General features: G+C 68.7%; 24 protein-coding genes. 14 read left to right on the plus strand and 10 right to left on the minus strand.

Features of this window, described 5'->3' with window-relative positions; genetic code table 11:
• Positions 1-134 precede the first annotated feature (134 nt).
• Together IG04_RS0132055 and IG04_RS0132060 are read left to right on the plus strand one after the other, a co-directional pair.
• Positions 135-1,910, plus strand: coding sequence for a 3-hydroxyacyl-CoA dehydrogenase family protein (locus IG04_RS0132055; protein WP_030480481.1), 1,776 nt, complete (start codon positions 135-137; stop codon positions 1,908-1,910).
• A 44-nt stretch (positions 1,911-1,954) separates the two neighbouring features.
• The gene (locus IG04_RS0132060) at positions 1,955-2,548 is read left to right on the plus strand and encodes a DUF3558 family protein (protein WP_159460527.1); all 594 of its coding nucleotides are present in this window, start codon (positions 1,955-1,957) and stop codon (positions 2,546-2,548) included.
• Here IG04_RS0132060 and IG04_RS49015 read toward each other — a convergent pair.
• From IG04_RS49015 to IG04_RS0132080, 3 genes are all read right to left on the minus strand, one after another.
• Positions 2,545-2,901, minus strand: coding sequence for a sigma-70 family RNA polymerase sigma factor family protein (locus IG04_RS49015; protein WP_420843995.1), 357 nt, complete (start codon positions 2,899-2,901; stop codon positions 2,545-2,547). The genes IG04_RS0132060 and IG04_RS49015 overlap by 4 nt on opposite strands.
• Positions 2,853-3,419 (minus strand): sigma factor, encoded by a 567-nt coding sequence (locus IG04_RS49020; RefSeq protein ID WP_420843996.1) that lies wholly within the window; start codon positions 3,417-3,419, stop codon positions 2,853-2,855. Before IG04_RS49020 ends, IG04_RS49015 begins: the two co-directional genes overlap by 49 nt.
• A 440-nt stretch (positions 3,420-3,859) precedes the next feature.
• Positions 3,860-4,066 carry an FmdB family zinc ribbon protein gene (locus IG04_RS0132080; RefSeq protein ID WP_030480483.1) on the minus strand — a complete coding sequence of 69 codons (207 nt, stop codon included), beginning with the start codon at positions 4,064-4,066 and terminating at the stop codon, positions 3,860-3,862.
• A 32-nt stretch (positions 4,067-4,098) separates the two neighbouring features.
• Here IG04_RS0132080 and IG04_RS45725 point away from each other — a divergent pair, with 32 nt between their 5' ends.
• Complete coding sequence (locus IG04_RS45725; protein WP_084402183.1) at positions 4,099-4,392, plus strand: hypothetical protein; 294 nt, start codon at positions 4,099-4,101, stop codon at positions 4,390-4,392.
• 3 nt (positions 4,393-4,395) lie between these two features.
• Here IG04_RS45725 and IG04_RS0132085 read toward each other — a convergent pair whose 3' ends face one another.
• On the minus strand, positions 4,396-5,088 hold the full coding sequence (locus tag IG04_RS0132085; RefSeq protein WP_030480484.1) for an alpha/beta fold hydrolase: 693 nt from the start codon (positions 5,086-5,088) through the stop codon (positions 4,396-4,398).
• Positions 5,088-5,633: a GNAT family N-acetyltransferase gene (locus IG04_RS0132090; RefSeq protein WP_030480485.1), complete on the minus strand. Its 546-nt coding sequence runs from the start codon at positions 5,631-5,633 to the stop codon at positions 5,088-5,090. Before IG04_RS0132090 ends, IG04_RS0132085 begins: the two co-directional genes overlap by 1 nt.
• Positions 5,634-5,657: 24 nt before the next feature.
• Here IG04_RS0132090 and IG04_RS43150 point away from each other — a divergent pair, with 24 nt between their 5' ends.
• Positions 5,658-6,098 (plus strand): histidine phosphatase family protein, encoded by a 441-nt coding sequence (locus tag IG04_RS43150; protein WP_051771099.1) that lies wholly within the window; start codon positions 5,658-5,660, stop codon positions 6,096-6,098.
• 179 nt (positions 6,099-6,277) lie between these two features.
• Here the strand turns inward: IG04_RS43150 and IG04_RS0132100 are convergent, their stop codons facing one another.
• Together IG04_RS0132100 and ccrA are read right to left on the minus strand one after the other, a co-directional pair.
• On the minus strand, positions 6,278-7,690 hold the full coding sequence (locus IG04_RS0132100; RefSeq protein WP_030480486.1) for a coiled-coil domain-containing protein: 1,413 nt from the start codon (positions 7,688-7,690) through the stop codon (positions 6,278-6,280).
• A 36-nt stretch (positions 7,691-7,726) separates the two neighbouring features.
• Positions 7,727-9,040: a crotonyl-CoA carboxylase/reductase gene (gene ccrA / locus IG04_RS0132105; RefSeq protein WP_030480487.1), complete on the minus strand. Its 1,314-nt coding sequence runs from the start codon at positions 9,038-9,040 to the stop codon at positions 7,727-7,729.
• Between the two features lie 179 nt (positions 9,041-9,219).
• Between ccrA and IG04_RS0132110 the strand changes: the two genes are divergently transcribed.
• The gene (locus IG04_RS0132110; protein ID WP_030480488.1) at positions 9,220-9,579 is read left to right on the plus strand and encodes an SPW repeat protein; all 360 of its coding nucleotides are present in this window, start codon (positions 9,220-9,222) and stop codon (positions 9,577-9,579) included.
• A 48-nt stretch (positions 9,580-9,627) separates the two neighbouring features.
• Positions 9,628-10,218, plus strand: coding sequence for a TetR/AcrR family transcriptional regulator (locus IG04_RS0132115; protein ID WP_030480489.1), 591 nt, complete (start codon positions 9,628-9,630; stop codon positions 10,216-10,218).
• On the opposite strand, the gene mce is transcribed toward IG04_RS0132115, so the two are convergent.
• Positions 10,184-10,627, minus strand: a complete 444-nt coding sequence (mce, locus tag IG04_RS0132120; protein WP_030480490.1) for a methylmalonyl-CoA epimerase — start codon at positions 10,625-10,627, stop codon at positions 10,184-10,186. The genes IG04_RS0132115 and mce overlap by 35 nt on opposite strands.
• A 125-nt stretch (positions 10,628-10,752) precedes the next feature.
• On the opposite strand from mce, the gene IG04_RS0132125 reads away from it, so the two are divergent.
• The 5 genes from IG04_RS0132125 (at position 10,753) to IG04_RS0132145 (ending at position 15,797) form a co-directional block, all read left to right on the plus strand.
• Positions 10,753-11,943 carry an acetyl-CoA C-acetyltransferase gene (locus IG04_RS0132125; protein ID WP_030480491.1) on the plus strand — a complete coding sequence of 397 codons (1,191 nt, stop codon included), beginning with the start codon at positions 10,753-10,755 and terminating at the stop codon, positions 11,941-11,943.
• A gap of 11 nt (positions 11,944-11,954) precedes the next feature.
• Positions 11,955-12,905 (plus strand): methylmalonyl Co-A mutase-associated GTPase MeaB, encoded by a 951-nt coding sequence (gene meaB / locus IG04_RS0132130; RefSeq protein WP_030480492.1) that lies wholly within the window; start codon positions 11,955-11,957, stop codon positions 12,903-12,905.
• On the plus strand, positions 12,902-13,510 hold the full coding sequence (locus tag IG04_RS43155; RefSeq protein ID WP_036016385.1) for a hypothetical protein: 609 nt from the start codon (positions 12,902-12,904) through the stop codon (positions 13,508-13,510). Before meaB ends, IG04_RS43155 begins: the two co-directional genes overlap by 4 nt.
• 131 nt (positions 13,511-13,641) lie before the next feature.
• Entirely contained in the window at positions 13,642-15,153 is a 1,512-nt protein-coding gene (locus tag IG04_RS0132140) for a sensor histidine kinase (RefSeq protein WP_036016386.1), read from the plus strand.
• Complete coding sequence (locus tag IG04_RS0132145) at positions 15,144-15,797, plus strand: response regulator (protein ID WP_030480495.1); 654 nt, start codon at positions 15,144-15,146, stop codon at positions 15,795-15,797. Before IG04_RS0132140 ends, IG04_RS0132145 begins: the two co-directional genes overlap by 10 nt.
• Here the strand turns inward: IG04_RS0132145 and IG04_RS0132150 are convergent.
• Complete coding sequence (locus IG04_RS0132150; RefSeq protein WP_030480496.1) at positions 15,794-17,116, minus strand: glycosyltransferase family 2 protein; 1,323 nt, start codon at positions 17,114-17,116, stop codon at positions 15,794-15,796. The two genes, IG04_RS0132145 and IG04_RS0132150, sit on opposite strands and share 4 nt — an antisense overlap.
• 362 nt (positions 17,117-17,478) lie before the next feature.
• Between IG04_RS0132150 and wecB the strand changes: the two genes are divergently transcribed.
• From wecB to IG04_RS0132165, 3 genes are read left to right on the plus strand one after another with little or no spacing between them, the layout of a single operon-like run.
• A complete protein-coding gene (gene wecB / locus IG04_RS0132155) occupies positions 17,479-18,717 on the plus strand; it encodes a non-hydrolyzing UDP-N-acetylglucosamine 2-epimerase (RefSeq protein ID WP_036016387.1) in 1,239 nt (412 codons plus the stop codon).
• Positions 18,714-20,489: a DUF2334 domain-containing protein gene (locus tag IG04_RS0132160; protein WP_211257848.1), complete on the plus strand. Its 1,776-nt coding sequence runs from the start codon at positions 18,714-18,716 to the stop codon at positions 20,487-20,489. The genes wecB and IG04_RS0132160 overlap by 4 nt, the downstream gene beginning before the upstream one ends.
• 12 nt (positions 20,490-20,501) lie before the next feature.
• Positions 20,502-21,116 (plus strand): hypothetical protein, encoded by a 615-nt coding sequence (locus tag IG04_RS0132165; RefSeq protein ID WP_051771103.1) that lies wholly within the window; start codon positions 20,502-20,504, stop codon positions 21,114-21,116.
• Here IG04_RS0132165 and IG04_RS0132170 read toward each other — a convergent pair.
• The gene (locus IG04_RS0132170) at positions 21,101-22,609 is read right to left on the minus strand and encodes an alpha/beta hydrolase (RefSeq protein WP_051771106.1); all 1,509 of its coding nucleotides are present in this window, start codon (positions 22,607-22,609) and stop codon (positions 21,101-21,103) included. The two genes, IG04_RS0132165 and IG04_RS0132170, sit on opposite strands and share 16 nt — an antisense overlap.
• Positions 22,610-22,860: the final 251 nt, after the last annotated feature.

The following is a 22,860-nucleotide window of genomic DNA, read 5'->3' on the forward strand; positions in this document are numbered from 1 at the left end:
AGGCGTTTGCTAGACCGATAACTGTTTCGATCCCGATGGCGAAGCTCACGACGCCTGCCGGCGCTGGGAGTGGCATAGTCGCCCGCAAGTTACTCCTTGGTAGCCCACGATTTACCCCGGCAGGGAGGTCTGCAGTGGCGCGCGAAATCAACACCGTCGGAGTCGTCGGCTTCGGAACCATGGGCGCGGGCATCGTGGAGGTACTCGCGCGCACCGGGCTCGCGGTGAGGGTGGTGGAAGTCGACGCGGCCGGCATCGAGCGCGGTCTCGGGCACCTCGAGCACTCGACGCAGCGGGCCGTGAAGCGGGAGAAGCTGACCGCGGACGAGAGCACGGCGCTGCACGGCAGGGTCACCACGAGCCTCGACCTGAGCAGCCTCGCGGACTGCGATCTCGTCATCGAGGCCGTGCCGGAGAGCATCGAGCTCAAGGCGCGGATCTTCAAGGACCTCGACGAGGTCCTGAAGCCCGAGGCGATCATCGCGTCCAACACATCGTCGCTGTCGATCACCGAGATCAGCGTGGTCACGAAGAGGCCCGGCAAGGTCGTGGGCCTGCACTTCTTCAACCCCACGCAGGTCCTCAAGCTGGTCGAGGTCGTGCGCACGGTCGTCACGGAGCCGGACGTGATCACCGACGTGGTCGCGTTCACCGAGCGGCTGGGCAAGTCGCCGGTCGTGATCGGGGACAGGGCGGGCTTCATCGCGAACGCCCTCCTCTTCCCGTACCTCAACCACGCCGTCAAGATGCTGGAGTCCAGGTACGCGACGCGCGAGGACCTCGACGCGGCCATGCGGTACGGGTGCGGCTACCCGATGGGACCGTTGGCGCTGCTGGACCTCATCGGTCTCGACACCGCGTACGAGATCCTCGACACGATGTACCACCAGTCGCGCAATCGGTTGCACTCGCCGGCGCCGCTGCTGAAGCAGATGATCACGGCCGGACTGCTCGGCAGGAAGACCGGCCGCGGTTTCTACACCTACGACGGGCCCGATTCGCCGGTCGTCGTCAAGGACGTGCACACCCCGTCCGAAGTGGACAGTGCTACGCAGGCTCGTGAGGTTCAACGGGTCGGTGTCATCGGCACGGGCACGATGGCCACGGGCATCGCCGAGGTGTTCGCCAAGCGCGGGTACGACGTGGTGCTGCGGGCGCGCGGTCTGGACAAGGCGGAGAAGGCGATCGGCGCGGTGCGCAAGTCGCTCGACCGCGCGGTCAGCAAGGGCAAGCTCTCCGAGGCGGACCGCGACGCGGCGCTCGCCCGCATCTCGCCCGCCGTGGAGTTCGTGGAACTGGCGGACTGCGACCTGGTCGTCGAGGCGGTGGCCGAGGAGATCGGGATCAAGAAGGAGGTCTTCGCGGCGCTCGACGAGGTGTGCAAGCCCGGCGCGGTGCTCGCGACGACCACGTCCTCGCTGCCGGTCATCGAGGTCGCGGCCGCCACGAGCAGGCCGGCGGACGTCGTAGGCCTGCACTTCTTCAACCCCGCGCAGGTCATGAAGCTGGTGGAGGTCGTGGAGACGATCTCCACGGGCGCCGACGTGGTCGCGACGGCCCGCAAGATCTGCCTCGACCTCGGCAAGCACCCGGTGCACTGCGGCGACGTGGCCGGCTTCATCGTCAACGCGCTGCTCTTCCCGTATCTGAACGACGCGGTGAAGATGCTGGAGGCCCATTACGCCGAGGCGGACGACATCGACAACGCGATGAAGGTCGGCTGCGGCCTGCCGATGGGACCGTTCGCGCTGCTCGACGTCGTGGGTCTGGACGTGTCGCTGGCGATCCAGCGCACGCTCTACAACGAGTTCCGCGAGCCCGGCTTCGCGCCGGCACCGTTGCTGGAACACCTGGTCACGGCCGGTCGCCTCGGCCGCAAGACCGGCAAGGGGTTCCGCGACTACTCGTGAGCCGCTCACAGGGGCACCATGTCGCGTCTGGCATGGTGGGAGCCATGCGGCGACTGGTGCTCCTGTTGGCTGTCCTCGTGCTCGCGTCCGGCTGTGCGCGTGCGATCGTCGAGGGCAGTCCGGTCGCGCAGGCCCCTCTCGACGTGACCTCGCCGTTCGACAAGGAAGGGTCCACGGACCCGAGCACCGAGCCCAGTGAGTCCGAGGATCCGGAGAGCGGGCCGATCGACGGCGAGATCACGCCCAACTGCGCCAAGCTGAAGTGGACGGACCTGCCCTACCCCGGCGCCAAGGCCGAAACGCCGCCCACGCAGATCAACTACGACTCGACGTTCGAGGAGTCGTGCCGCTGGACGACGAAGGTCGACAACGTCGAAGTCGGTGTCTCCCTGCGTTTCCGGGAGGGCACGCAGATCAAGATCGAGCGCACCACCGGCGACTGGGACGTGAAGGGCCACAAGGTCTCGTACCTGAACCGCACCGGCGAGCAGGACGTCGAACCGTCGTGCGTGCTCGCCCTGCCCTACAACGGTGGCGGGCTCGGCATCATCGTCATCGACTCGACCGGCAAGTTCGGCGACGTCTGCGACCAGGGCCGCAAGGTCGCCGAGGTCATGATCGACCGCGAGACGTCCTAGTCCTGGTCCTGTCCCGCGGTTCGCCAGGGCTTGAGCTTGTCCGGGTTCCGCACCGCCCAGATCCTGGTGATCCGGTCGTTCTCCACCTCGAAGGCCGCCACCGTCACCGCGACACCGTCATAGGTCGCCACCAGGCCCGGCCTGCCGTTGACCGTCCTGGCGAGGATCGTCAGATCCGGCGCGATCTTCCCGATGCCGATGAGGTAGCGGGCGATCTGCTCGCGGCCTTCCACCGGCTTCAGCACCGTGCCGACCTGGCCGCCGCCGTCGGCGATCATGATGGCGGCCGGGTCCAGCAAGGCGATCAGGGCCTGGATGTCCTGCGCTTCCCAGGCTTGTCTGAAATCTCGCACCACGTCCGCCTGCCGCGCGGCCGGGATCTCGTCGCGCTGCGATGCGCGAATCCGCCGTCGCGCGGACGTGGCCAGTTGCCGGCACGCCGCAGGGCTCCTGCCGACGATGTGCGCGACCTCCGCGAACGGAACCGGTAGACGTCGTGCAGCACGAAGCTGACCCGTTCCGCCGGAGTCATCTGCTCCAGCACCACCAGGAACGCCATGGTGACCGACTCGTCGAGGGTGACGCGGTCCGCCGGATCGGGCCCGCCGCCCCATTCCTCCCGGTCCGGGAGAGGCTCCGGGATCCACTCACCGACGTAGCGCTCCCGCCTGGCCCTGGCCGAACCCAGCACGTCCAGGCAGATGCGGCCGGCCACCCTCGTCAGCCACGCTCCCGGGGACTCGATGGTGTCCCGCTGGTCTGGTGACAGCGCGTACCACCGCGCGTAGGTCTCCTGCAGCACGTCCTCGGCGTCGGCCAGTGAACCCAGCAGGCGGTAGGCGAGGTTCAGCAGTTGCCGCTGTTCGCTCACGATCGCGTGTACACCGGAATCAGCCAAGGTCCCCCGCCTCACATTTCCGGATGCTGCGTCGTCGGACTGTCATGGCCACGCAAACCACGGCAAAAACCGCCAACCTCAAGCTCCTGCACGCCACCGTCGCGCTGCAGACCGCAGCCGTCTTCCTTCAGTCCGTGACCGCGGGGTTGATGATGACGACCCTCCCGTACGGGCACGTCCTGCACAGCGCCGGCTCGTACACGTTGTGGGTCGTCACGGTCGTCCACGTCGTCGTCGCGGTTCTCGCGTGGCGGCCGGGCGGCGGGTCACCTCAGGCCATCTGGTACGCGGCAGGCTCTGGTGCTGATCACCGCTCAGGTCTACATCGGTGTCTTCCACCTCACGGCGCTGCACGTTCCCCTCGCCGCGGCGCTGCTCGTCGCCAGCGTGGTCTACCTCTTCAAGATCCGGCGCTAGCTGCAGCAACCTCCACCGCAACAACCGCCGCCGCCACCACCGGGCGCGGCCTGCTGCGTGCCGCCGATCCCGGCCATGGACAGCAGCTTCATCGTGTCGGGATGACCCTCGGGGCAGTTCGCCGGCGAGGACGACTCGCTCATCGGGCGCTGCACGTCGAAGGTGTCGTCGCAGGTTCGGCAACGGAACTCGTAGGTCGGCACGCCCTGATTCTACGAGCGGTTAACGTGTTGTCGTGCCACGTCGTAACAGCCCCAAGCCAGACGAACCCCGACCGCTCGGTGGTGGTGTCGGCTGGGCGCGCGCAGAGTCAGGACCGGACGGGGACTGGCTGGTCCGCGCCATCTCGGGCGCTCAGGCGCAGAAGACCTACCGCTGCCCCGGCTGCGACCACGAGATCCGCCCCGGCGTCGCACACGTCGTGGCGTGGCCCGCCCAGGAGACGGGCTCGGTGGAGGAACGCCGCCACTGGCACCAGGCGTGCTGGTCCACGCGCGGCCGGCGAGGCCCGGCCGCGCGCCGCTGGTAATCCCTAAAGCCCGACCTGTTGACGCCACCGTTCGAGCCGGAAGCGGAACTCGTCCGGCTGCTCGACGGGCGGCAGGTGCCCCGCGTCCTCGATGCGTTCGCTCGTGGAGTGCATCAGCGTCACGGCCAGCTTCGCCGCCACGTCGGGCGGCGTGAGCTTGTCGTGTTCGCCCACCAGCACCAGGGACGGGACGTTCAGCGACTCCAGCACGTCCGTCGAGTCCGGCCGCTTCGCCATCGCGCGCTGCCACCACGCCACGTCCTCGGCCCGCTGGTCGAGGATCATGGTGCGCACCGACGCCCGCGCCGTGTCCGACGCGTCGGGGCCGAGCAGGTTCGGCAGCATCGCGTCCGCCAGCCACTCGCCGACGCCCTCGCGTTCGACGCGGTCGGCCATCGCGTGGCGGTTCGCGGCCGCTTCCGGCGTGTCCGCGGTGTGCTTGGTGTCGACGAAGACCAGGCCCTTGACGCGTTCCGGCGCATGCCTGAGCAACGCCATCGCCACGTAGCCGCCCATCGAGCAACCGCCGAGCACGACGCTGTCCAGCTTGCGTTCGTCGAGCACGCCGAGCACCTGGGCGGCGACGGTGTCGAGATCGGGTTCACCGTGGCCGCGCAGCGACGGCGTCAGCGCGCCCGGCACGTCCCACATCCGCGCGTCGAGCGGAAAGGCGTGCAGCAGCACCAGGTCGTCCATCAGCTCTCCCACTCCGGCGCCAGCACCGACCACACCTCGAGGTCCTGCCGAACCCCGCGGTACAGGAAGTACGAGCGCAGCACGCCGTCCTTGCTCATCCCGAGCCGCCGCGCGACCGCGATGCTGGGCGCGTTCGCCGACGACACCAGCCACTCAACCCGATGCACGCCGCGCTCGCGAATCACCCAGTCGATGAGGATCTTCGACGCCCGCGTGATCAGCCCCTTGCCGGTCGCGGCCGGCTCCAGCCAGCACCCGACCTCGGCGCGGCCCTGCGGGACGTCCATCACGCGCAGCAGCACGCCGCCGACCAGCTTGTCGTCCAGCCAGATCCCGAAGATCCGCCCGGTGTCGGCCGCCGCCTTGTCCGCGTAGCCCCGCAGGAGTGCGCGTGCGCTCTCCAGGTCTCCCGCCTTGTCCGCGAACCCGATGTGCTGCCCGATGAACTCCCGGCCGCGCTCCATGTGCGCGAAGAACTCCTCGGCCTGCCACGGTTCCAGCGGCCTGAGCTCGGCACCGTCCGTGCCCAGCGATTTCACGAACATCCTGTTCCCCCAAGATGGTGTGTTGTGACGACGCGAATCGTATTGGTGCGCCACGCGCAGTCCGTCCCGCCGTGGTTCGGCGTGCCCGACGACGACCAGCGCCCGCTGACGCCCGCAGGCGTGGAGGCGGCGAAGTCGTTGGCAGGGCGCCTCACCGCGTACGGGCCTGCCGCGGTGTTGTCGAGCCCGCAGTTGCGCGCGGTGCAGACCGTCACACCGGCCGCCGACGCGCTGGGGCTCGCGGTGACGACGTGGCCCGAGCTGCGGGAATGGGAGTCGGGACTGGTGCCGAGTGCGGACTGGGAGGCCCGGTACGCCCGTAGCTGGGCTCACCCAGGCTCCGTGCACGGGGCCGGGGAGAGCCTTGACGCGCTGACCTCGCGGGCCGGGAAAGCATTGGCGCGCATGGCCGAGGAGTACCCGGACGTGACTGTGCGCTGGTGGGGTCGCACGGGACGTTCCTGACGCGTGCGTTGATCGCGGCGGGGCACCCCGCGGACTGGGCGTTCTGGCGCGCGCTGCCGATGCCGGCGGTCTACGAGGTCATGGGCTGACCTGCGCGGACGCGAAATTGTCGGTGCCGGGTGGGATAATTGAAATCAGGGGTCCCCCTGGGCGGGGGACCCCTGCGTGAGCTTGCGGCGTCAGGACTTCTTGGCGGTCTGCGGGCGCGCGAGCTGCGCCGTGGGGCCGTCGAGCTGAGGTGCCTGAGCCTGAGGTGTCTGCGCCTGCGGCGCCTTGGGCTGGGGAGCCTGAGCCGGCTTGTTCGGCGCGGCCTGCTGAGCCGCGGAGGCCTGCTTCGCAGGAGCGGCAGCCGGGGCCTGAGCCTGCGTGGGCTGGGCCTGCGCCGGAGAACCGGAACCCTGCGCTGCGGCAGCCTGGGCCTCGGGACCTTGCGCCGGAGCGCCTGACCCCTGCGCCGGAGCAGCCTGTGCCGGAGCGCTCGAACCCTGGGAACCGGAACCCTGAGCCTGGGCACCTGAACGCTGTGCGGGAGTGCCCGGACCCTGTGCCGGAGTGCCCGGACCCTGCGCGGCAGGAGCGGGCGCGGACGGCTTCTCCTCCTCCACCGGGTCGAGCAGCGGCACGACCTCCTGCAGCGCCGTCCGCACGTTGTGGAGCTGGTGCGACAGGCGGTTGCGGAGGTTGCGGAGCTGCTCCACGCGCTGGGTGGCGGCGGTGGTGCGGCGGTTGGCTTCCTCGGTGGCCTCGCGCACGCGGCGGTTCGACTCGTCGGTCGCTTCCTGGATGCGCGCGGTGGCCTCGGTGAACGCGGCGTGGCGGCGGCGGTTGGCCTCTTCGGTGGCCTCGCGGACGCGGCGTTCGGCGTCGGCCTTCGAGGTGGTCTGCTCCTGCGCGATCGCGGCTCGGACGCGGGCGGCTTCCTCGGCGGCCTCGCGCATGCGGCGGTCGGCCTCGTTCTTGGAGGCTGCCTCCTGGGCTGCCAGCGTCGCCATCGCCTCGGAGCGGCGGGCGGCCATCGCGATCTCGAAGTCCTCTTCGACGGTCACGCGGCGCTGCTCGGACTCGTCGGCGATCTTGCGGGCGGCGCTCTCGGCCTCGGAGACGATCTTCTCGGCCTCGTTGCGCGCGGTCTCCAGCACGCCCTTGTGCTCGGCCTCCATGGCCGCGCGGCGTTCGTCGAGTTCGGCGATCAGCGTTTCGTAGCGCTGGCGCAGCACACCCGCGTCGGCTTCCGCCTTGGCACGGATGTGCCCGCCCTCGGCTTCGGCGCGGGCCTTGATCTCGTTGGCCTCGTCCTGGGCCAGCCGCAGCATGCGCTGGAGGCGCTCGGAGAGCCCCTCCAGCGTCGTCGGCGGCAGTGACAGGCGCTCCACCTGGTTGCGCATCTCGGTGATCTCCGAGCGTGCGGCTTCCAGCTGGCGCGCCAGGTCGGACGTCTGGGACACGGCGGCATCGCGGTCCGCGGCGAGCAGCCGCAGGTCCGAGTCGAGGCGTTCGAGATGATCCTCGACCTGAGCGCGGTCGTAACCGCGCTTGACGATGTCGAAGCCGGATCCCAGTGGGACGAGGTCACGGTCGTCGGCGAGGCCCATGCCCCTCACGCTACCCGTTCGGGTAGCCCCGGAAGGTCACACACCCCGGAAACGATTGATAGCCGTGAGGTGCTTCGCGCGCAGTTCGTGATCCAGCACACCAAGACCTTCTTCCGGCGCAAGGCAGAGCACGCCGACCTTGCCCTGGTGCGTGTTGCGATGCACGTCGTGCGCGGCCTGGCCTGTTTCGTCCATTGAGTACACCTTGGACACTGTCGGGTGGATCTTTCCCTTTGCGATCAACCGGTTCGCCTCCCACGCCTCGCGGTAGTTCGCGAAGTGCGAGGAGATGATGCTCTTCAGGTTCATCCACAGGTAGCGGTTGTCGTACTGGTGCATGTACCCGGAGGTCGACGCGCACGTGACGATCTTGCCGCCCTTGCGCGCCACGAACACCGACGCGCCGAACGTCTCGCGGCCGGGGTGCTCGAACACGATGTCCGGGTCCTCGCCGCCCGTCAGCTCACGGATGCGAGCGCCGAAACGCTTCCACTCACGCGGGTCCTGCTCGTGCTCGTTCTTCCAGAACTTGTAGCCCTCGGCGGAACGATCGATGATCAGATCGGCACCCATGGACCGAACGATCTCCGCCTTCTCCGGCGACGAGACGACGCAGATGGGCGTGGCACCACCGTTCAGCGCGAACTGCGTGGCGTACGAACCGAGGCCGCCCGACGCGCCCCAGATCAGCACGGTGTCGCCCTGCTTCATGTTCGCGCCGTTGGTCGACACGAGCTGCCGGTACGCGGTGGAGTTCACCAGACCGGGCGACGCCGCCTCCTCCCACGTGAGGTGCTTCGGCATCGGCATCAGCTGGTTCGACTTCACCAGCGCGAGGTCCGCGAGGCCACCGAAGTTCGTCTCGAAACCCCAGATCCGCTGCTGCGGGTCGAGCATCGTGTCGTTGTGGCCGTCCGGTGCCTCCAGAGGCACGTCCAGGCAGTGCGCCACGACGCGGTCGCCCGGCTTCCACGCGGTGACGCCGGGACCGGTGCGCACGACGACGCCGGCCAGGTCCGATCCCACGACGTGGTACGGCAGGTCGTGCCGGCCGCCCAGCTTCTTCAGGAAGCCGAACGTGGACACCGGCTCGAAGATCGAGGTCCACACGGTGTTGTAGTTGATCGCGGACGCCATGACGGCGACCAGCGCCTCACCCGGACCGAGCTCCGGCGTGGCGACTTCGTCGATGTGCAGCGACTTGCGCGGGTCTTTGTCCCGCGTCTCGAGGCCCGAGAACATGTCGGCCTCGTCCGCGTGCACTGTCACGCCCCGATAGCTCTCCGGAACGTCCAACGAACCGATCGCGCCCAGCTCATCGGCCAGGATCGCGTCAAGGATCTTCTGCACGGCGGCATTCCTTCCCGAGTGAGGGATAGTCGCAGGTTGCCGGAGGTTACTCATCAGTAAACGATCCAGAATCACGCGTGTGAGGGATCCCACCCAGAAATGTTGACCGGGCGGCCAACCAAGAGGACCATCAAACGTGTCCGTAATGGAGGAGGTAGCCAGAAAGGACAGGTGCAGCGATGACCAAGGCGTGGACCAGGTGGCAGGACTGGGCCGAGGTGACGATCGGCGTACTGGTGCTGCTGTCTCCGCTCGTCGTGGACACCTCTAACGCGGCCATGTGGACGATGATCGTGCTCGGCGCGCTCATCGCGATCGACGGACTCGTCGAACTCGCCAGGCCCGCGATGATCTACGGGGAGTACGTGCAGATGGTGCTCGGAGCACTGCTGTTCATCTCGCCGTGGGTGATGAGCTACAGCGACCTGATGGCGGCCTCGTGGGTCTCCTGGGTCGGTGGCGTGCTCACCGTGGCCGCGGGGGCGCTGGCGATGCCCTCCGCGAACGCCGCGCACTCGGCCGCGGCGCAACCGCACTGATCGGCCGGAAAACCTGTGGGCCCAGGAGCTTTCTGGGCCCACACAACCATGGAGGAACGCGTGGAGGACTCGGCCAAGGAACGCATCCTGGCCGCGGCTGAGGAGCTCTTCGCCGACGGAGGCTTCGACGCCACCCCGACCTCGCGGATCGCCGAGCGCGCCGGCGTGCCCAAAGGCCTGGTGCACTACTACTTCAACCGCAAGAAGGACCTGCTCGCCGCACTGGTCGCGCGGTTGCCGGACAGCACGGTCGATCACCGCAGGGTCGTCGTCGCGGGAGACGTCGCGGAGTCGCTGAGAAGGCTCGTGGCCGCTCTTGACGCGCGCTTGAACGCCTCGCCGCTGCTCTCACACCTGTTGTGGCGTGAAGCGGATACGCATTCGGCTGTGCGCGACGCGATGCAGGCGCGCTACGACAACGTTGCGGCGCAGATCAAACAGGTCATCCTCGCCGCGGGCGGGGCAGCCGTCGCGATCAAGGACGTCGAGGCCGCCGCGGCACTCCTCGCGCTGGCCGTCAGCTACCGGCACTCGGTGGCGAGGCACAGCGACGAGGAGGATCCGATCGACCGCGAACTGAACTTCGTCGCCAGCGCCCTCGTCGCTAGTGCTTCGCCGCGGGTTCGACCAGCTCGATGAGCACGCCGCCCGCGTCCTTCGGGTGCACGAAGTTGACCCGGCTGCCGGACGTGCCGCGCCTGGCCGCGTCGTAGAGCAGCCGCAGGCCCTTCGCCCGCAGCGCGTCCGCCGCGACGTCCACATCGGACACCCGGTAGGCGAGCTGCTGCAGGCCGGGGCCGGAGCGGCCGATGAACTTCGCGATCGTCGAGTCCTCGTTCAGCGGGGCCAGCAACTGGATCGCGGTGCCCGCGTGGTCACCGGGCGCGTGCAGCATCGCCTCACGCACGCCCTGCTCCTCGTTCACCTCTTCGTGAGCGACCTCGAGGCCGAAGTTGTCGCGGTAGAACGCGATGGCGACGTCGAGATCGGGCACGGCGATGCCCACGTGGTCGATCGCGGTCACGAATCGAGCGAGGTCTGCGTTCATAGCGGGGAAGGGTAACTACCTGATCGGTGCAGGTGCTCCTGTGCGGGGTCTCACACGATTACCGCCCAGTAGCCCCAGGTATGGTTCTTAGTTAACGACCGTTCGCTCTTCCAATGGAGGCAGTTGTGTCCGGTTCCGTCATCGTCGCCGGGGCGCGTACCCCGATGGGTCGCCTGCTGGGATCGCTCAAGGACTTCTCGGGCGCCCAGCTGGGTGGCGTCGCGATCAAGGCGGCACTGGAACGCGCCGGCGTGGCCCCCGAGCAGGTGCAGTACGTGATCATGGGTCAGGTGCTCACCGCCGGCGCGGGCCAGATTCCCGCCCGCCAGGCCGCTGTGGCCGCGGGCATCCCGATGAGCGTGCCCGCGCTGACGATCAACAAGGTGTGCCTGTCCGGCATCGACGCGATCGCGCTGGCCGACCAGCTGATCCGCGCCGGCGAGTTCGACGTCGTCGTGGCCGGTGGCCAGGAGTCGATGACGCAGGCGCCGCACCTGCTGCCGAAGTCGCGCGGCGGGTTCAAGTACGGCGACGTGACGATGGTCGACCACATGGCGCACGACGGTCTGTTCTGCGCGTTCGACCAGGTCGCGATGGGCGTCTCGACCGAGAAGTACAACGGCCGCTACGGCGTCACGCGGGAGGAGCAGGACGCGTTCTCCGCGCGTTCGCACCAGCTCGCCGCGAAGGCCGCCGGGAACGGTGTCTTCGAGGCCGAGATCGCACCGGTCGCGATCCCGCAGCGCAAGGGCGACCCGGTCCTGTTCAGCACGGACGAGGGCGTGCGTGCCGACACCACCGCCGACTCGCTCGGCAAGCTGCGCCCGGCGTTCGCCGCCGACGGCACCATCACCGCGGGTTCGGCGTCGCAGATCTCCGACGGCGCGGCCGCCGTGGTCGTGATGAGCAAGGCGAAGGCCGAGGAACTGGGCCTGGAGTGGATCGCGGAGATCGGCGCCCACGGCGTCGTCGCGGGTCCCGACGCCTCGCTGCACGAGCAGCCGTCCAACGCCATCAAGGCCGCGTGCGCCAAGGAGGGCATCGACCCCGCCGACCTCGACCTGATCGAGATCAACGAGGCGTTCGCCGCGGTCGGCATCGTTTCTTCCCGTCAGCTCGGAATCTCCGAGGACAAGGTCAACGTCAACGGCGGCGCCATCGCGCTGGGCCACCCGATCGGCATGTCCGGCGCCCGCATCGCCCTGCACCTCGCGCTCGAGCTGCAGCGACGCGGCGGCGGCGTGGGTGCCGCGGCACTGTGCGGTGGTGGTGGTCAGGGCGACGCTCTGATCATCCGCGTGCCCGTCAAGGCCTAGTGTCCTTGGCTGTGGCCACAGCTGTTGACGTAGCAGGACTGGTCGACCGCGCGCGTGACGGCGAACCGCGCGCGGTCGCCAGGCTGATCTCGCTGGTGGAACAGGCGAGTTCGGCCCTCCCGGAGGTGGCTGCGGCGCTCGCCCCGTACACCGGCAACGCCCAGGTCATCGGCCTGACCGGCGCCCCCGGCGTGGGCAAGTCGACCTCCACCAACGCCCTCGTGCGCGCCTTCCGCGCCGAGGGCAAGCGCGTCGCCGTGATCGCCGTCGACCCGTCCAGCCCGTTCTCGGGCGGCGCCCTGCTGGGCGACCGCGTGCGGATGGGCGACCACGCCACCGATCCCGGCGTCTTCATCCGCTCGATGGCCACCCGAGGCCACCTCGGCGGCCTGTCCTGGGCCACCCCGCAGGCGTTGCGCGTGCTCGACGCCGCCGGTTTCGACGTGATCCTCGTGGAGACGGTCGGCGTCGGTCAGTCCGAGGTGGAGATCGTCGCCCTCGCCGACACGACCATCGTCCTGCTGGCGCCAGGCATGGGCGACGGCATCCAGGCCGCGAAGGCGGGCATCCTGGAGATCGCGGACGTCTTCGTCGTCAACAAGGCCGACCGTGACGGCGCCGACCAGACCGCGCGCGACCTCAAGTACATGATCTCCCTGGGCCGCCGCGACCGCTCCGGCCCGGTCTGGCGCCCACCGGTGGTCAAAACGGTGGCCGCCCGCATGGAGGGCCTCGACCGCGTGGTCGAGGCGATCGCCGAGCACCAGTCGTGGATGGCCTCGCACGGCGAACTCGCGGAACGCCGCCTCCGCAGGGCAGGCGCCGAGATCGAGGCGATCGCCGTGGACCGCGTCCGCACCCGCTTCGGCCCGGTGGACCATCTCGCGAAGCGCGTGGTGTCCGGCGAACTGGATCCGTTCGCCGCGGCGGAGCTGTTGATCAGCGGTAACCTGCGGTCATGACCGCTTGGGGAGCACCTCCACCCGTCATCGTCGACCTCGGCAAGAGCGACACCCGCAAGGTGCTGATCGGCGGCTCGGTCGCCGGAATCCTGGGCATCCTCGCCCTGATCGGTGCCGTCACCGCCTTCATGGACGGCGAACCGGTGGGCGGCAGCATCGCGGCCGTCATCGGCATCGCGTTCACCGGCATCGGCGTCATGGCCGTCGTCAAGTGGAAGACCATCTCCCGCCCCCGCAAACTCGTCATCGAGCAGCAGGGCATCCGCCTGGACGACCCGCAGGGCATGCCGTGGGCGGTGGCCTGGCAGGACCTGGGCGCGATCTCGATCTCCCGAACCCAGGAACGCGCAGTTCAGCTGGCAGACGCCCTGGTGCGCCGGACCTTGGTGCGCGTCGACCTGCACCCGCGCGACCCGCAGCAGTTCCGGCCCGCGCACCCGACGATGGAGCCCCTGTGGGAGTTCCACCGCGTGCAGAACGGCTACCGGCTGCCGCTCGGGGACTCGGCCGGGTTCATCGGGCCGATCGACCACGGGCTCCGCACGTTCGCCCCGCAGATCTACCGCGGAGTGATCGACGAGGGTTTCACCGTCGGCCTGCACTGATCGCACGCACCTCCGCTCTCAGTAGCCCCAAAGTTCACTGTTGCAGTGATGGTCTCCCCGTTGACTACGCTCGGGAGTTACTCTCAGTCGTTCGTACGGTGTCACTTCTATCCCCCCAAAGGGTTGAAGCCGTGGGCGTCAACGTGAGCACGGAACAGCGAGTGCTGGATGTCGTGCTGTCGTTCGCCGAAGACGACACCCTGCCCGAGCTGCTTCGCCACGTCGTCGAGTCCGCCTGCGAGCTGATCGAGGCTCCCTACGGCGCGTTGGCGGTGATCAACGGCCACAAGGAGCTCACCGAGTTCGGCGGCCACCACGACGGCCAGGTCCAGATCACGTCCGGTGATCCGCGCTCGATCGGCGTAGCGGACTTCCTGGGCGCGCCGATCAAGGTCCACGACGAGACGTTCGGCAACCTCTTCCTGGCGGGCAAACAGGAGTTCACCGCTCAGGACCGCGACATCCTCACCGCGCTGTCGACGGCGGCGGGTAGCGCCGTGGGCCACCTTGACCGCTATGAACAGACACGCAAGCGTGAGGTGTGGCTCAGGGCCGCCGCCGAGGTGACCACCGACCTGCTGATGGGCACGAACGGCCGTGACGCGCTCTACCTCGTGGCGAGGACCGCGCGCACGACAGCGAACGCCGACTTCGCGGCAGTGGTGCTTCCCGATCAGAACGGTGATCTCGTCATCGAGGTGACCGACGGCGGCACGTACGACGCCGAGGGCATGCGGGTGCCGAAGGACGGCAGCGTCACCTACCGGGTCTACGAGTCGGGCCAGGGCGAGTGCCACGACGAGGGCAGCCTGGCCGCGGTGCCGGGGGCGTGCGCGATCGTGCCGCTCACGGTGGGGGAACGGACGATCGGTGTGCTCATCGTTGCGCGGCCGGCGGGCGAGCCCAGCTTCGACGATCCCGACCTCATCGAGGCCTTCGCCGCGCAGGCCGCGCTGGTGCTGGAGTTCACGCGGGCGCGAGGTGACACCGAGCGGCTCGCGGTGCTGGAGGATCGCGACCGCATCGCGCGGGATCTGCACGACCTGGTCATCCAGCGGCTGTTCGGGCTCGGGCTCGGGCTGCAGGGACTGACCGGGATGAGCGGCAAGCCCCAGGTCGTCGAGCGGATCAGCGGGTTCGTGGAGGAGGTCGACCACACGATCCGCGAGATCCGCCGCACCATCTTCTCCCTGCAGGAACCGCCGTCCGGAAGCACGAGCCTGCGTGGCCAGTTGCTCAACGCGGTACATGAGTCCGCACGGCTGCTCGGGTTCGAGCCGGACGTGTCGCTCGAAGGGCCGTTGGACAGCGTTGTGCCGGACCAGGTTCGGCCTGATTTGCTCGCCACGCTCCGAGAAGCGCTCACGAACGTCGTACGCCACGCGAGAGCGAAGCACGTCGCTGTCGCCGTGAGCGTCGATCGCACCGTGACGAGTCTTGAGCTCATGGTCAAGGACGACGGCAGAGGCTTGCCGTTGGCTGACGATTCCGGCGGCGTGCCCCACCACGCCGGCGGACTGGCGAACATGGCGGCTCGGGCGCGGCGTCACCACGGCGACTGCGCGGTCGACTCGATCCCCGGCGCGGGGGTGAGCATCACCTGGTTCGTTCCACTGGTGCTGCAGGAGGCGGGATGGCGATAGCGGTGCTACTCGTGGACGACCACGAGATCGTGCGGCGCGGGCTCGTGCAGTTGCTGGCGCAGGCGGAGGACATCAAGGTCGTCGGCCAGGCGGACAGCGCCACGGCCGGGGTCGCGCAGGCGACGCGGCTCAGGCCCGACGTCGCGATCATCGACGTGCGGTTGCCCGACGGCGACGGCGTCACGGTGTGCCGGGAGATCAGGAGCCTGGTGCAGCCGCCGCCCGCGTGCCTGATGCTCACGTCCTATTCGGACGACGAGGCGCTGTTCGGCGCGATCATGGCCGGCGCGTCCGGCTACATGCTGAAGGAGGTGTCGGGCAACGATCTTGTGGCCGCCGTCCGCACTCTCGCCTCGGGCGGATCGCTCCTGCACGCCGGCGTCACGGCCACCGTTCTGCAGCGACTCCGCGGCGGACCCGAGGAAGATCCGCGCTATGCCGCGTTGAGTCCGCAGGAACGCCGCATCCTCGACCTCATCGCCGAGGGCATGACGAACCGGCAGATCGCGAACCGCCTGTTCCTCGCCGAGAAGACCGTCAAGAACTACGTGTCGTCGCTCCTGCACAAGCTCGGTTTCGACCGCCGCACCGAGGCGGGCGTCTACGCGGCCCGGCGCAGACGCGCCCACCCCGGCACCTTCTAGGCGACCTTCGGCACCCGTTTCGCCGTCACCGCCGGAACTTCCTTCTCCGCCAGGCGTTCCGTCTTCGCCCACGTGTTGCGCCCGGCGAAGTGCCGGTACAGCGCGCGCAACGTCGAGACCGAGCCCAGGATGAGGAAGAGCGGATAGGCCAGGCTGACGAGCAGGCATCTCCACAGCGGTTCGTCGCCGTGCCTGAGCCGATGCACCAGGCCCCAGATCAGGCCGGGCAGCAGCAGGGCGCCCAGCCAGATCCCCAGTGCCAGCAGGGTGTTCGAGCCGCTCGCGGTGAATCCGGCGATCTCCAGGCCGGTGAACTGCGCGTAGAAGTTGACGCCCACCAACGCGGTGACGAGCAACGTCATCGGCGCAACCAGCCACGGCGTTAGCAGGTACTGCAGGAACTCCATCAGTGCGACGGAACCCACGTGCCTGGCCCTGATCAGCTTCGGCACGTACCCGAGGCACTGCAGGTTGCCCTGTCCCCACCGGGTGCGCTGCCGCAGCAGCCGTTGCACGTCGACCAGGCCCTGCTGGGTGATCGTCGCGTGCGTGGCGTACCGGATTCGCTGACCGGTCAGGTGCACGCGCAGGCCCAGTTCCAGGTCCTCGACCAGGCAGGCCGACCACGGCGCCACGCCCAGGTCCATCAACGTCCTGAGGCGCACGAACTGGCCGTTGCCACCGAGTCCGACCGTGCCGACGACGTCCCGCAACGACTGCGAGGCGTCCACCACGCAGCTGAACTCCAGATCCTGCAGGAACGCCAGCAGGTTGGTGCGGTTGTGGATCCGGACACGGCACTGCACGGCACCGACGGCGCGTTGCGCGAAGTACGCGGAGATCTCGGACAGCATGCCGGGCTCGCCGCGGCCGTCGCCGTCGATCACGCCGACGATCGTGCGGTGGACCGTGCCGGCCTCTTCCGCGATGCCGCGGATGTAACCAAAGGCGTGGTTGAGCGCCTCGCCCTTGCCCTTCCGGGCTTCCGGCGGGTCACGTCTGAGCACGTGCAGCCGGTGGTCGTCGATCTCGGCCAGCACGCGCGGTGTGCCGTCGTCCGAGCCGTCGTCGACGACGACGACCTGAACCGGTGTGCGTGCTCCGTCCAAAGCGAGTGCGGAACGCACGGTGGTCGCTACGACACGTTCCTCGTTCAACGCCGGAATGATGATCCAGTACTGCAGCGGATGCCGCGAGGGAACTCCCGGTCCGCCCGGTTTCGGGCGCCACCAGACAAAGAGTGCGAGCACCAGGTTGTAGCCGGGCCAAAACACCAGCAGGACGAGCATGAACGTCGCGAATTGTGCCGTGTGTGTCATGACACAAACCTGTCTACAAAAGAAGTTGCAGGGGCAACAGCAGCGGACCGGGTGTGAAGTTGAGTCATTCTTGCTCCTGGTAACGAAGCGCTGGGCCGGTGCGAGATACCAGACGGCAGGGCCAGGAGCAGGTTGTTCGTGGCGAGACCAGGGCGAGCTGAGTAGAGCTTCAACCGGCCATATCGGGACCGAATGGACCTTCGTTACACGAGGTTCGCAAAGCTGATCACCGATATGGCGGTACCCCTGCGAGGCGGGTACCAATTGATTGTCAACGGTGCTCGACCACCGCGATGATGGCGCACGTTCGCCGCGCGTGCCTGGATGTCCAAAGAGGTAAAAAGATGGGACTAAGTGCCCTGGTGCCTGGCCCTCGACAGTTCTACCGGGGCGAGGTTCCCGAGGTTTTCCTGGTCGCGGGAACGCGCCCGGAAGCAGTGAAGATGGCGCCCGTGGCCGCCGCGATGTTCGCGCGCGGTCGTCTCCGGCCCGTGCTCGTGAACTCCGGGCAGCACCCGGAGATGGTCGACCAGGCGCTGGAGTCGTTCGGCTTCACGGCCGACGTCAGGCTCAAGCTGAACCGAGTCACGGGCGGCCAGGCCGAGCTGACCAGCCAGCTGATCGAGGAGCTCGACCGGCTGTTCACCGAACGCACACCGGGCGCGGTGCTCGTGCAGGGCGACACGACGACGACGCTGGCGGGCGCGCTCGCCGCGTTCTGGCAGCAGATCCCCGTCGTGCACCTGGAAGCCGGGCTGCGCTCGCACGACCTCACCTCGCCGTTCCCCGAGGAGGGGAACCGCAAGATGGTCGGCCAGCTCGCGTCACTGCACCTCACACCGACCGCTGACTCGGCCGCACACCTCGCGGCGGAGTCGTTGCAGGGCAACAACGTCCTGACCATCGGCAACACCGTGGTGGACGCCGTGCTCGACGTCGCCGCCCGCCGGGCGCCCTACGGCGACACCCGGCTGCAGGAGATCGAGAACCGGGTCCACGGCGGACAGTCGCGGCTCGTGCTGGTCACCGCGCACCGCCGCGAGTCGTGGGGCGAGCCGCTCGACCACGTGCTGCACGCCGTCGCGGACATCGTGCGGGAACGGCCCGACGTCGAAGTCGTGCTCCCCGCCCACCCGAATCCCGCTGTGCGCGACCAGGTGGTGGACGTGCTGGGCGGCGTCGCCCGCGTCACGGTCACCGATCCGCTGCCGTACGCGCAGATGGCCCGGCTGCTCGCCCAGTGCACGCTGGTGCTGTCCGACTCGGGCGGCATCCAGGAGGAGGCGCCGTCGTTCGGCGTTCCGGCGCTGGTGCTGCGGGACGTGACCGAACGCATGGAGGCCGTCAACTCGGGCTGTGCCGTGCTCGTCGGCACCGACCGCGAGCGCATCACGGCGCTGACCCTCCACCTGCTCGACAGTCCCTCCGCCCGCGAGGCGATGACCGCCGACGGCAACCCGTTCGGCGACGGCCTCGCGTCCGTGCGCACCGAACAGGCCCTGGCCTGGCTGCTGGGCCTGCAACAGCAGCGACCCGCCGAGTTCGCTCCTTACGCGGGCAGCGCGACCGTGCGCATGTCCGGAGAGGTTGATGTCGCATGAGAAGCCGACTGCTCAAGGTCGCTGCCGGGGTCGCGCTCGCGGTCGCGATGGTTCCCGCGCCCGCCGCCCAGGCCACGCCCCTCTCGCTCAAGCTGGACGCCGTCGGCGAGCTCGTCGGGAACGCGCTGCCCGCGCCGCCGTTGACGGCCAAGAAGCCGTCCACGACGAGCACTCGCGTCGCCAAGCGCACCACGCAGCCCGGCGTCGTCTCGACGGCCCTGGGAACACTCGGACTGTCCTCCACGCAGGCCGGCACGAACGGCGGCGGCGCGCCCGGTGCGAAGGCGACGCAGAAGACGCTGATCCTGTACGACAACACGGGTCCCTGGGCGTGGCTGGGTGAGGCCTACGCGGTGCAGGCGGGCAACCTCGCGTCGCACGGCAGCGCGTACGTCATGCACCCGGTCGGCTCGTACGCCGCCGGCGAGATGTCCGGCTACACCGGCGTGATCTACATCGGCTCGACCTACGACGAGCCGCTCCCGGTGGCGTTCCTCGACGACGTGCTCGCGGGCAGCAAGCCGGTGCTGTGGATGGCTCACAACATCTGGCAGCTCACTGCCCGCGCGCCGAGCTTCCAGGCCACGTACGGCTGGAACTGGGTGCAGTACGACACCGGTGCCGCGACCACCGTCCGGTACGAGAACACCGACCTCGGCCGCAACCCGCTCGCGACCCCGTCCGGTCTGATGATCACCTCGATCACCGACCCGGCGATCGCGTCGGCGCCGGCCGTCGCGACCGGTTCGGCGGTGGGCCCGATCAACTGGGCGACCAAGGCCAGGAACCTGACCTACATCGGCGAGATCCCGTTCAGCTACGTCGACCACGGCGATCGCTACCTGGCCGCGGCGGACCTGATCAGCAAGGTCTCGAACCCGGCGATGATCGACCGCAAGCGGGCGCTGGTGCGCATCGAGGACGTCGGCCCCGACGCCGACCCGAACGAGCTGCGCGCGATCGCCGACTACCTGAGGTCGCAGAACGTGCCGTTCACCATCGCGGTCTACCCGCGCTACGAGAACCCGCTGGGCGCCGACAACAACGGCGTGCCGGAGGCGGCGAACCTCGCGGAGAAACCGCAGGTCATGAGCGCGTTGCGGTACATGACCCAGCGCGGCGGCACGATCCTGATGCACGGCTACACGCACCAGTTCGGCAAGGCGGTCAACCCGTACGACGGCCGCAGCGGCAACGACTTCGAGTTCTACCTGGCTCACGTCAACGAGAACGACAGCGTCATCTACGACGGCCCGGTCCCCGGTGACTCGGCGGCGTGGATGCAGGGCCGGATCAACTCGGCGACGAACGCGCTCGCGCAGGCAGGTTTCGCGAAGCCGGCCATCTTCGAACCGCCGCACTACGCCGCGTCCGCCGTGGACTACCAGGTCATCCAGCAGAACTTCGGCAAGCGCTACGACCGCGGCCTGTACTTCGCCGGGTACTGCCCCGGTGGAGCGTGCGGCACCGGCACGCCGCAGTACGACAAGATCTACGGCCAGTACTTCCCGTACCTGGTCCGCGACGTCTACGGCTCGATCGTGGCGCCGGAAGCGGTGGGCAACGTCGAGCCCGAGCCGTTCAACAACCACCCGGCTCGCCTGCCGGCCGACCTGGTCAGGACGGCGAACCAGCTCAAGGTGGTCGATGATGGTGTCGCGAGCTTCTTCTACCACCCGTACCTCGGTACCGGGTACCTGCAGCAGACCGTCTCGGGGCTGAAGAACGCGGGCTACCGGTTCGTGTCCGTCGGCGCCGTCATGGCGGGGTGACAGGAGGTCCGGGTGCGCTGGTCGTGGGCGGTTCTGCTGCTGGCCGGGTGCTCTGCCGGTCAGGTCGGGCCGCCCTCGGCCGGCGACATCGACGAGGGCTGGCAGGTCACCGTCTACTACACCGCCGTCGAGTCGTTCCACAGTGGACCGACGGTGCCCGTGCGGGGCTGCCCGGACATCGACTGCGAGAACGGTGACGACGTGCTCGGCACGTTCCCGCGGTCGTTCGCGAAGGCGGTGAAGGACGAGGGTACCGGCCGCACGGTGGACGGCCGGTACCTCAACTGGTCCCACGACAAGGGCTACTGGCTCGACACCGAGCCGCGTGACTCGTTCGGCAAGCCGTTGCAGCCCTTCGTCTCGGCTGCCGCGGACGGGGTGAGGACGGGCTCACGGATCAAGCTCGTCTCGTGTGGACAGACGCCCGAGGGCGGCAACGTCGACGCCGTCGTGTGCCAGAAGCTCGCGTCCTCGTCGTGGAAGATCACCGACGAGTTCACTCCCGGGCTCGGCGGGGAGAGGCACATCGACCTCTACCTCGGCGAGGAGACCGGGCCGGGGTTCACCGAAAGCCCCTGGTACACGACGTTCGCCCGAGCCGTGCTGGAGATTCACCAGCCCAGCTGAACCGCCAGCTTCCGGGCCTGCTCCAGCGGACCGGCCTGCTGCTGACCCGGTTCGGGCAGCGGCACACCGGCGCAGGACAGGTCTCCGGACGGCGTCACGCGGTCGACGAGGTAGCGCTCGACGACGTCGTTCACGCAACCGTTGTCGAAGCCGTAGATGCCGTGGTCACCCTCGTCCTTCACGGTCAGCATCCGTGATCCGGCGAACCCGGCGTGCGCCTTGCGGGCACCCTCGATCGGCGTCGGCGCGTCGCGTTCGGACTGCACCATCAGCGTCGGCGCGACGCCGATCCCGTTGGGCCGCTTGAGGTTCACGTCCGGCCGGTCCCAGTACGCGCAGGCGCCCATGATCTGGTAGTAGCCCAGCAGCGGCCACTTCGCGCCGTCCTGGGCCGCATCGCGTTCCAGGAACCTGCGGTCACCCCGGAACTTGGTGTCGTTGCAGACGATCGAGTTCAGCGTGGCGTTCGCCGCGTCCGGGTAGCTCGCCTGTGCCGTCAGCGGCGCCGGCACCGTGCCGGCCAGTTCGGCCAGCTTGCGCGCGGCGCCGTCGAACGCGTACTTGCTGTACTGGCCCTGGACGAGCACCAGGTCCAGCGTGACCGGGTAGTACGTGCCCTCGGGCAGGGTGACGGGCTGCTGGGCGAGCTTCGCGCGCGTCCGCTCGTAGGCTTGGCGCACCTCTTCACCGGTCTTGCCGAGGTGGTAGACATCGTCGTGCTTGGCGACCCACGGCGCGAAGTCGACGCGAAATCGCCGCTCGAAGCCCATGCCGAAGTCGCCGAACACCGTCTGCCACGGCGCGGTGAACTCGGTGTTGGAGTCGAGGACGATCTTGTCGAGCGTCTTGGGGAAGTACGTGGCGTAGTAGGCGCCCATCCAGCTGCCGCCGGAGTAGCCGAGCCAGTCGACCTTCTTGCGGCCCAGGATCTGGCGGAGCAGGTCGAGGTCGCGCACGGTCTGGTCGGTGGTGATGTACTTGCCGAGCTCGCCGGACTTGGTCTGGCAGAACTTCGCCTGCAGCTCCATGCCGCTGTAGATCAGGTCGAGGTTGGCCCTGCTGCGGTCTCGCGGGTCCGTCGCGCCGAGGGTGTCGAACCCGCCGCACGTGACGTTGCTGCTGGCACCGGTGCCGCGCACGTCGATGCCGTAGATCTCCGCGTTCTCGCTGAGCTTCGGCCGGTTCAGGTAGACCAGCGGCAACGTGCGCCCGGCACCGCCTGGCCCGCCGGGGTTGGTGAAGACCGCGGTCTTCGCCTTGCCGTTCAACGGAACCGTGCGGCTGACCGCGATGGTGATGGTCTTGCCGTTGCGCGGGTTGTTCCAGTCCATCGGCGCGGTGAAGCTGCCGCACTCCAGCCTTTCGAAGCCTGGCTCCTCACTGCACTTCTGCCACCGGATCTCCTGTGCCGGTGCCGCCAGTGCCTGTGGTGCGATGAGCAGGGATGACGCGGTCACGACGGCCAGCGCCGCCGCGGTTTTCGTTCGTAGCATTCGAGCCCCCTCCAATGTGCTTCAAGCTCATCGGTTCCGGGGGCGCTGAACATCGGCTGAAGGATGACGGGTTCGTACGACTTGGGTCTTACGCCACCCGGACAAACAGCCATGACATGCGTCATCAAGCCCTGACAGGCCGAAGGGCCGTCCCCTAGGTGTACTGACCGGAGAGGTTGAGAACGGTTCGACACGTAGCCGGATGATCTTGGAATGAGGGAGGGCCTCCGGGTTCGGTGTGGATTGCGACG

The sequence above is a fragment of the Lentzea albidocapillata genome, from assembly GCF_000719115.1.
Lineage (GTDB): Bacteria > Actinomycetota > Actinomycetes > Mycobacteriales > Pseudonocardiaceae > Lentzea > Lentzea albidocapillata.

What these genes read in the sequence shown, in the direction of transcription:
- IG04_RS0132060 (WP_159460527.1), top strand. Translation starts at nt 1,955, where the DNA reads ATGCGGCGACTGGTGCTCCTGTTGGCTGTCCTCGTGCTCGCGTCCGGC.
- IG04_RS0132085 (WP_030480484.1), bottom strand. Translation starts at nt 5,088, where the DNA reads ATGGACGACCTGGTGCTGCTGCACGCCTTTCCGCTCGACGCGCGGATG.
- IG04_RS0132090 (WP_030480485.1), bottom strand. Translation starts at nt 5,633, where the DNA reads ATGTTCGTGAAATCGCTGGGCACGGACGGTGCCGAGCTCAGGCCGCTG.
- IG04_RS0132100 (WP_030480486.1), bottom strand. Translation starts at nt 7,690, where the DNA reads ATGGGCCTCGCCGACGACCGTGACCTCGTCCCACTGGGATCCGGCTTC.
- IG04_RS0132110 (WP_030480488.1), top strand. Translation starts at nt 9,220, where the DNA reads ATGACCAAGGCGTGGACCAGGTGGCAGGACTGGGCCGAGGTGACGATC.
- IG04_RS0132115 (WP_030480489.1), top strand. Translation starts at nt 9,628, where the DNA reads ATGGAGGAACGCGTGGAGGACTCGGCCAAGGAACGCATCCTGGCCGCG.
- mce (WP_030480490.1), bottom strand. Translation starts at nt 10,627, where the DNA reads ATGAACGCAGACCTCGCTCGATTCGTGACCGCGATCGACCACGTGGGC.
- IG04_RS43155 (WP_036016385.1), top strand. Translation starts at nt 12,902, where the DNA reads ATGACCGCTTGGGGAGCACCTCCACCCGTCATCGTCGACCTCGGCAAG.
- IG04_RS0132145 (WP_030480495.1), top strand. Translation starts at nt 15,144, where the DNA reads ATGGCGATAGCGGTGCTACTCGTGGACGACCACGAGATCGTGCGGCGC.
- IG04_RS0132150 (WP_030480496.1), bottom strand. Translation starts at nt 17,116, where the DNA reads ATGACACACACGGCACAATTCGCGACGTTCATGCTCGTCCTGCTGGTG.
- IG04_RS0132160 (WP_211257848.1), top strand. Translation starts at nt 18,714, where the DNA reads ATGAGAAGCCGACTGCTCAAGGTCGCTGCCGGGGTCGCGCTCGCGGTC.
- IG04_RS0132170 (WP_051771106.1), bottom strand. Translation starts at nt 22,609, where the DNA reads ATGCTACGAACGAAAACCGCGGCGGCGCTGGCCGTCGTGACCGCGTCA.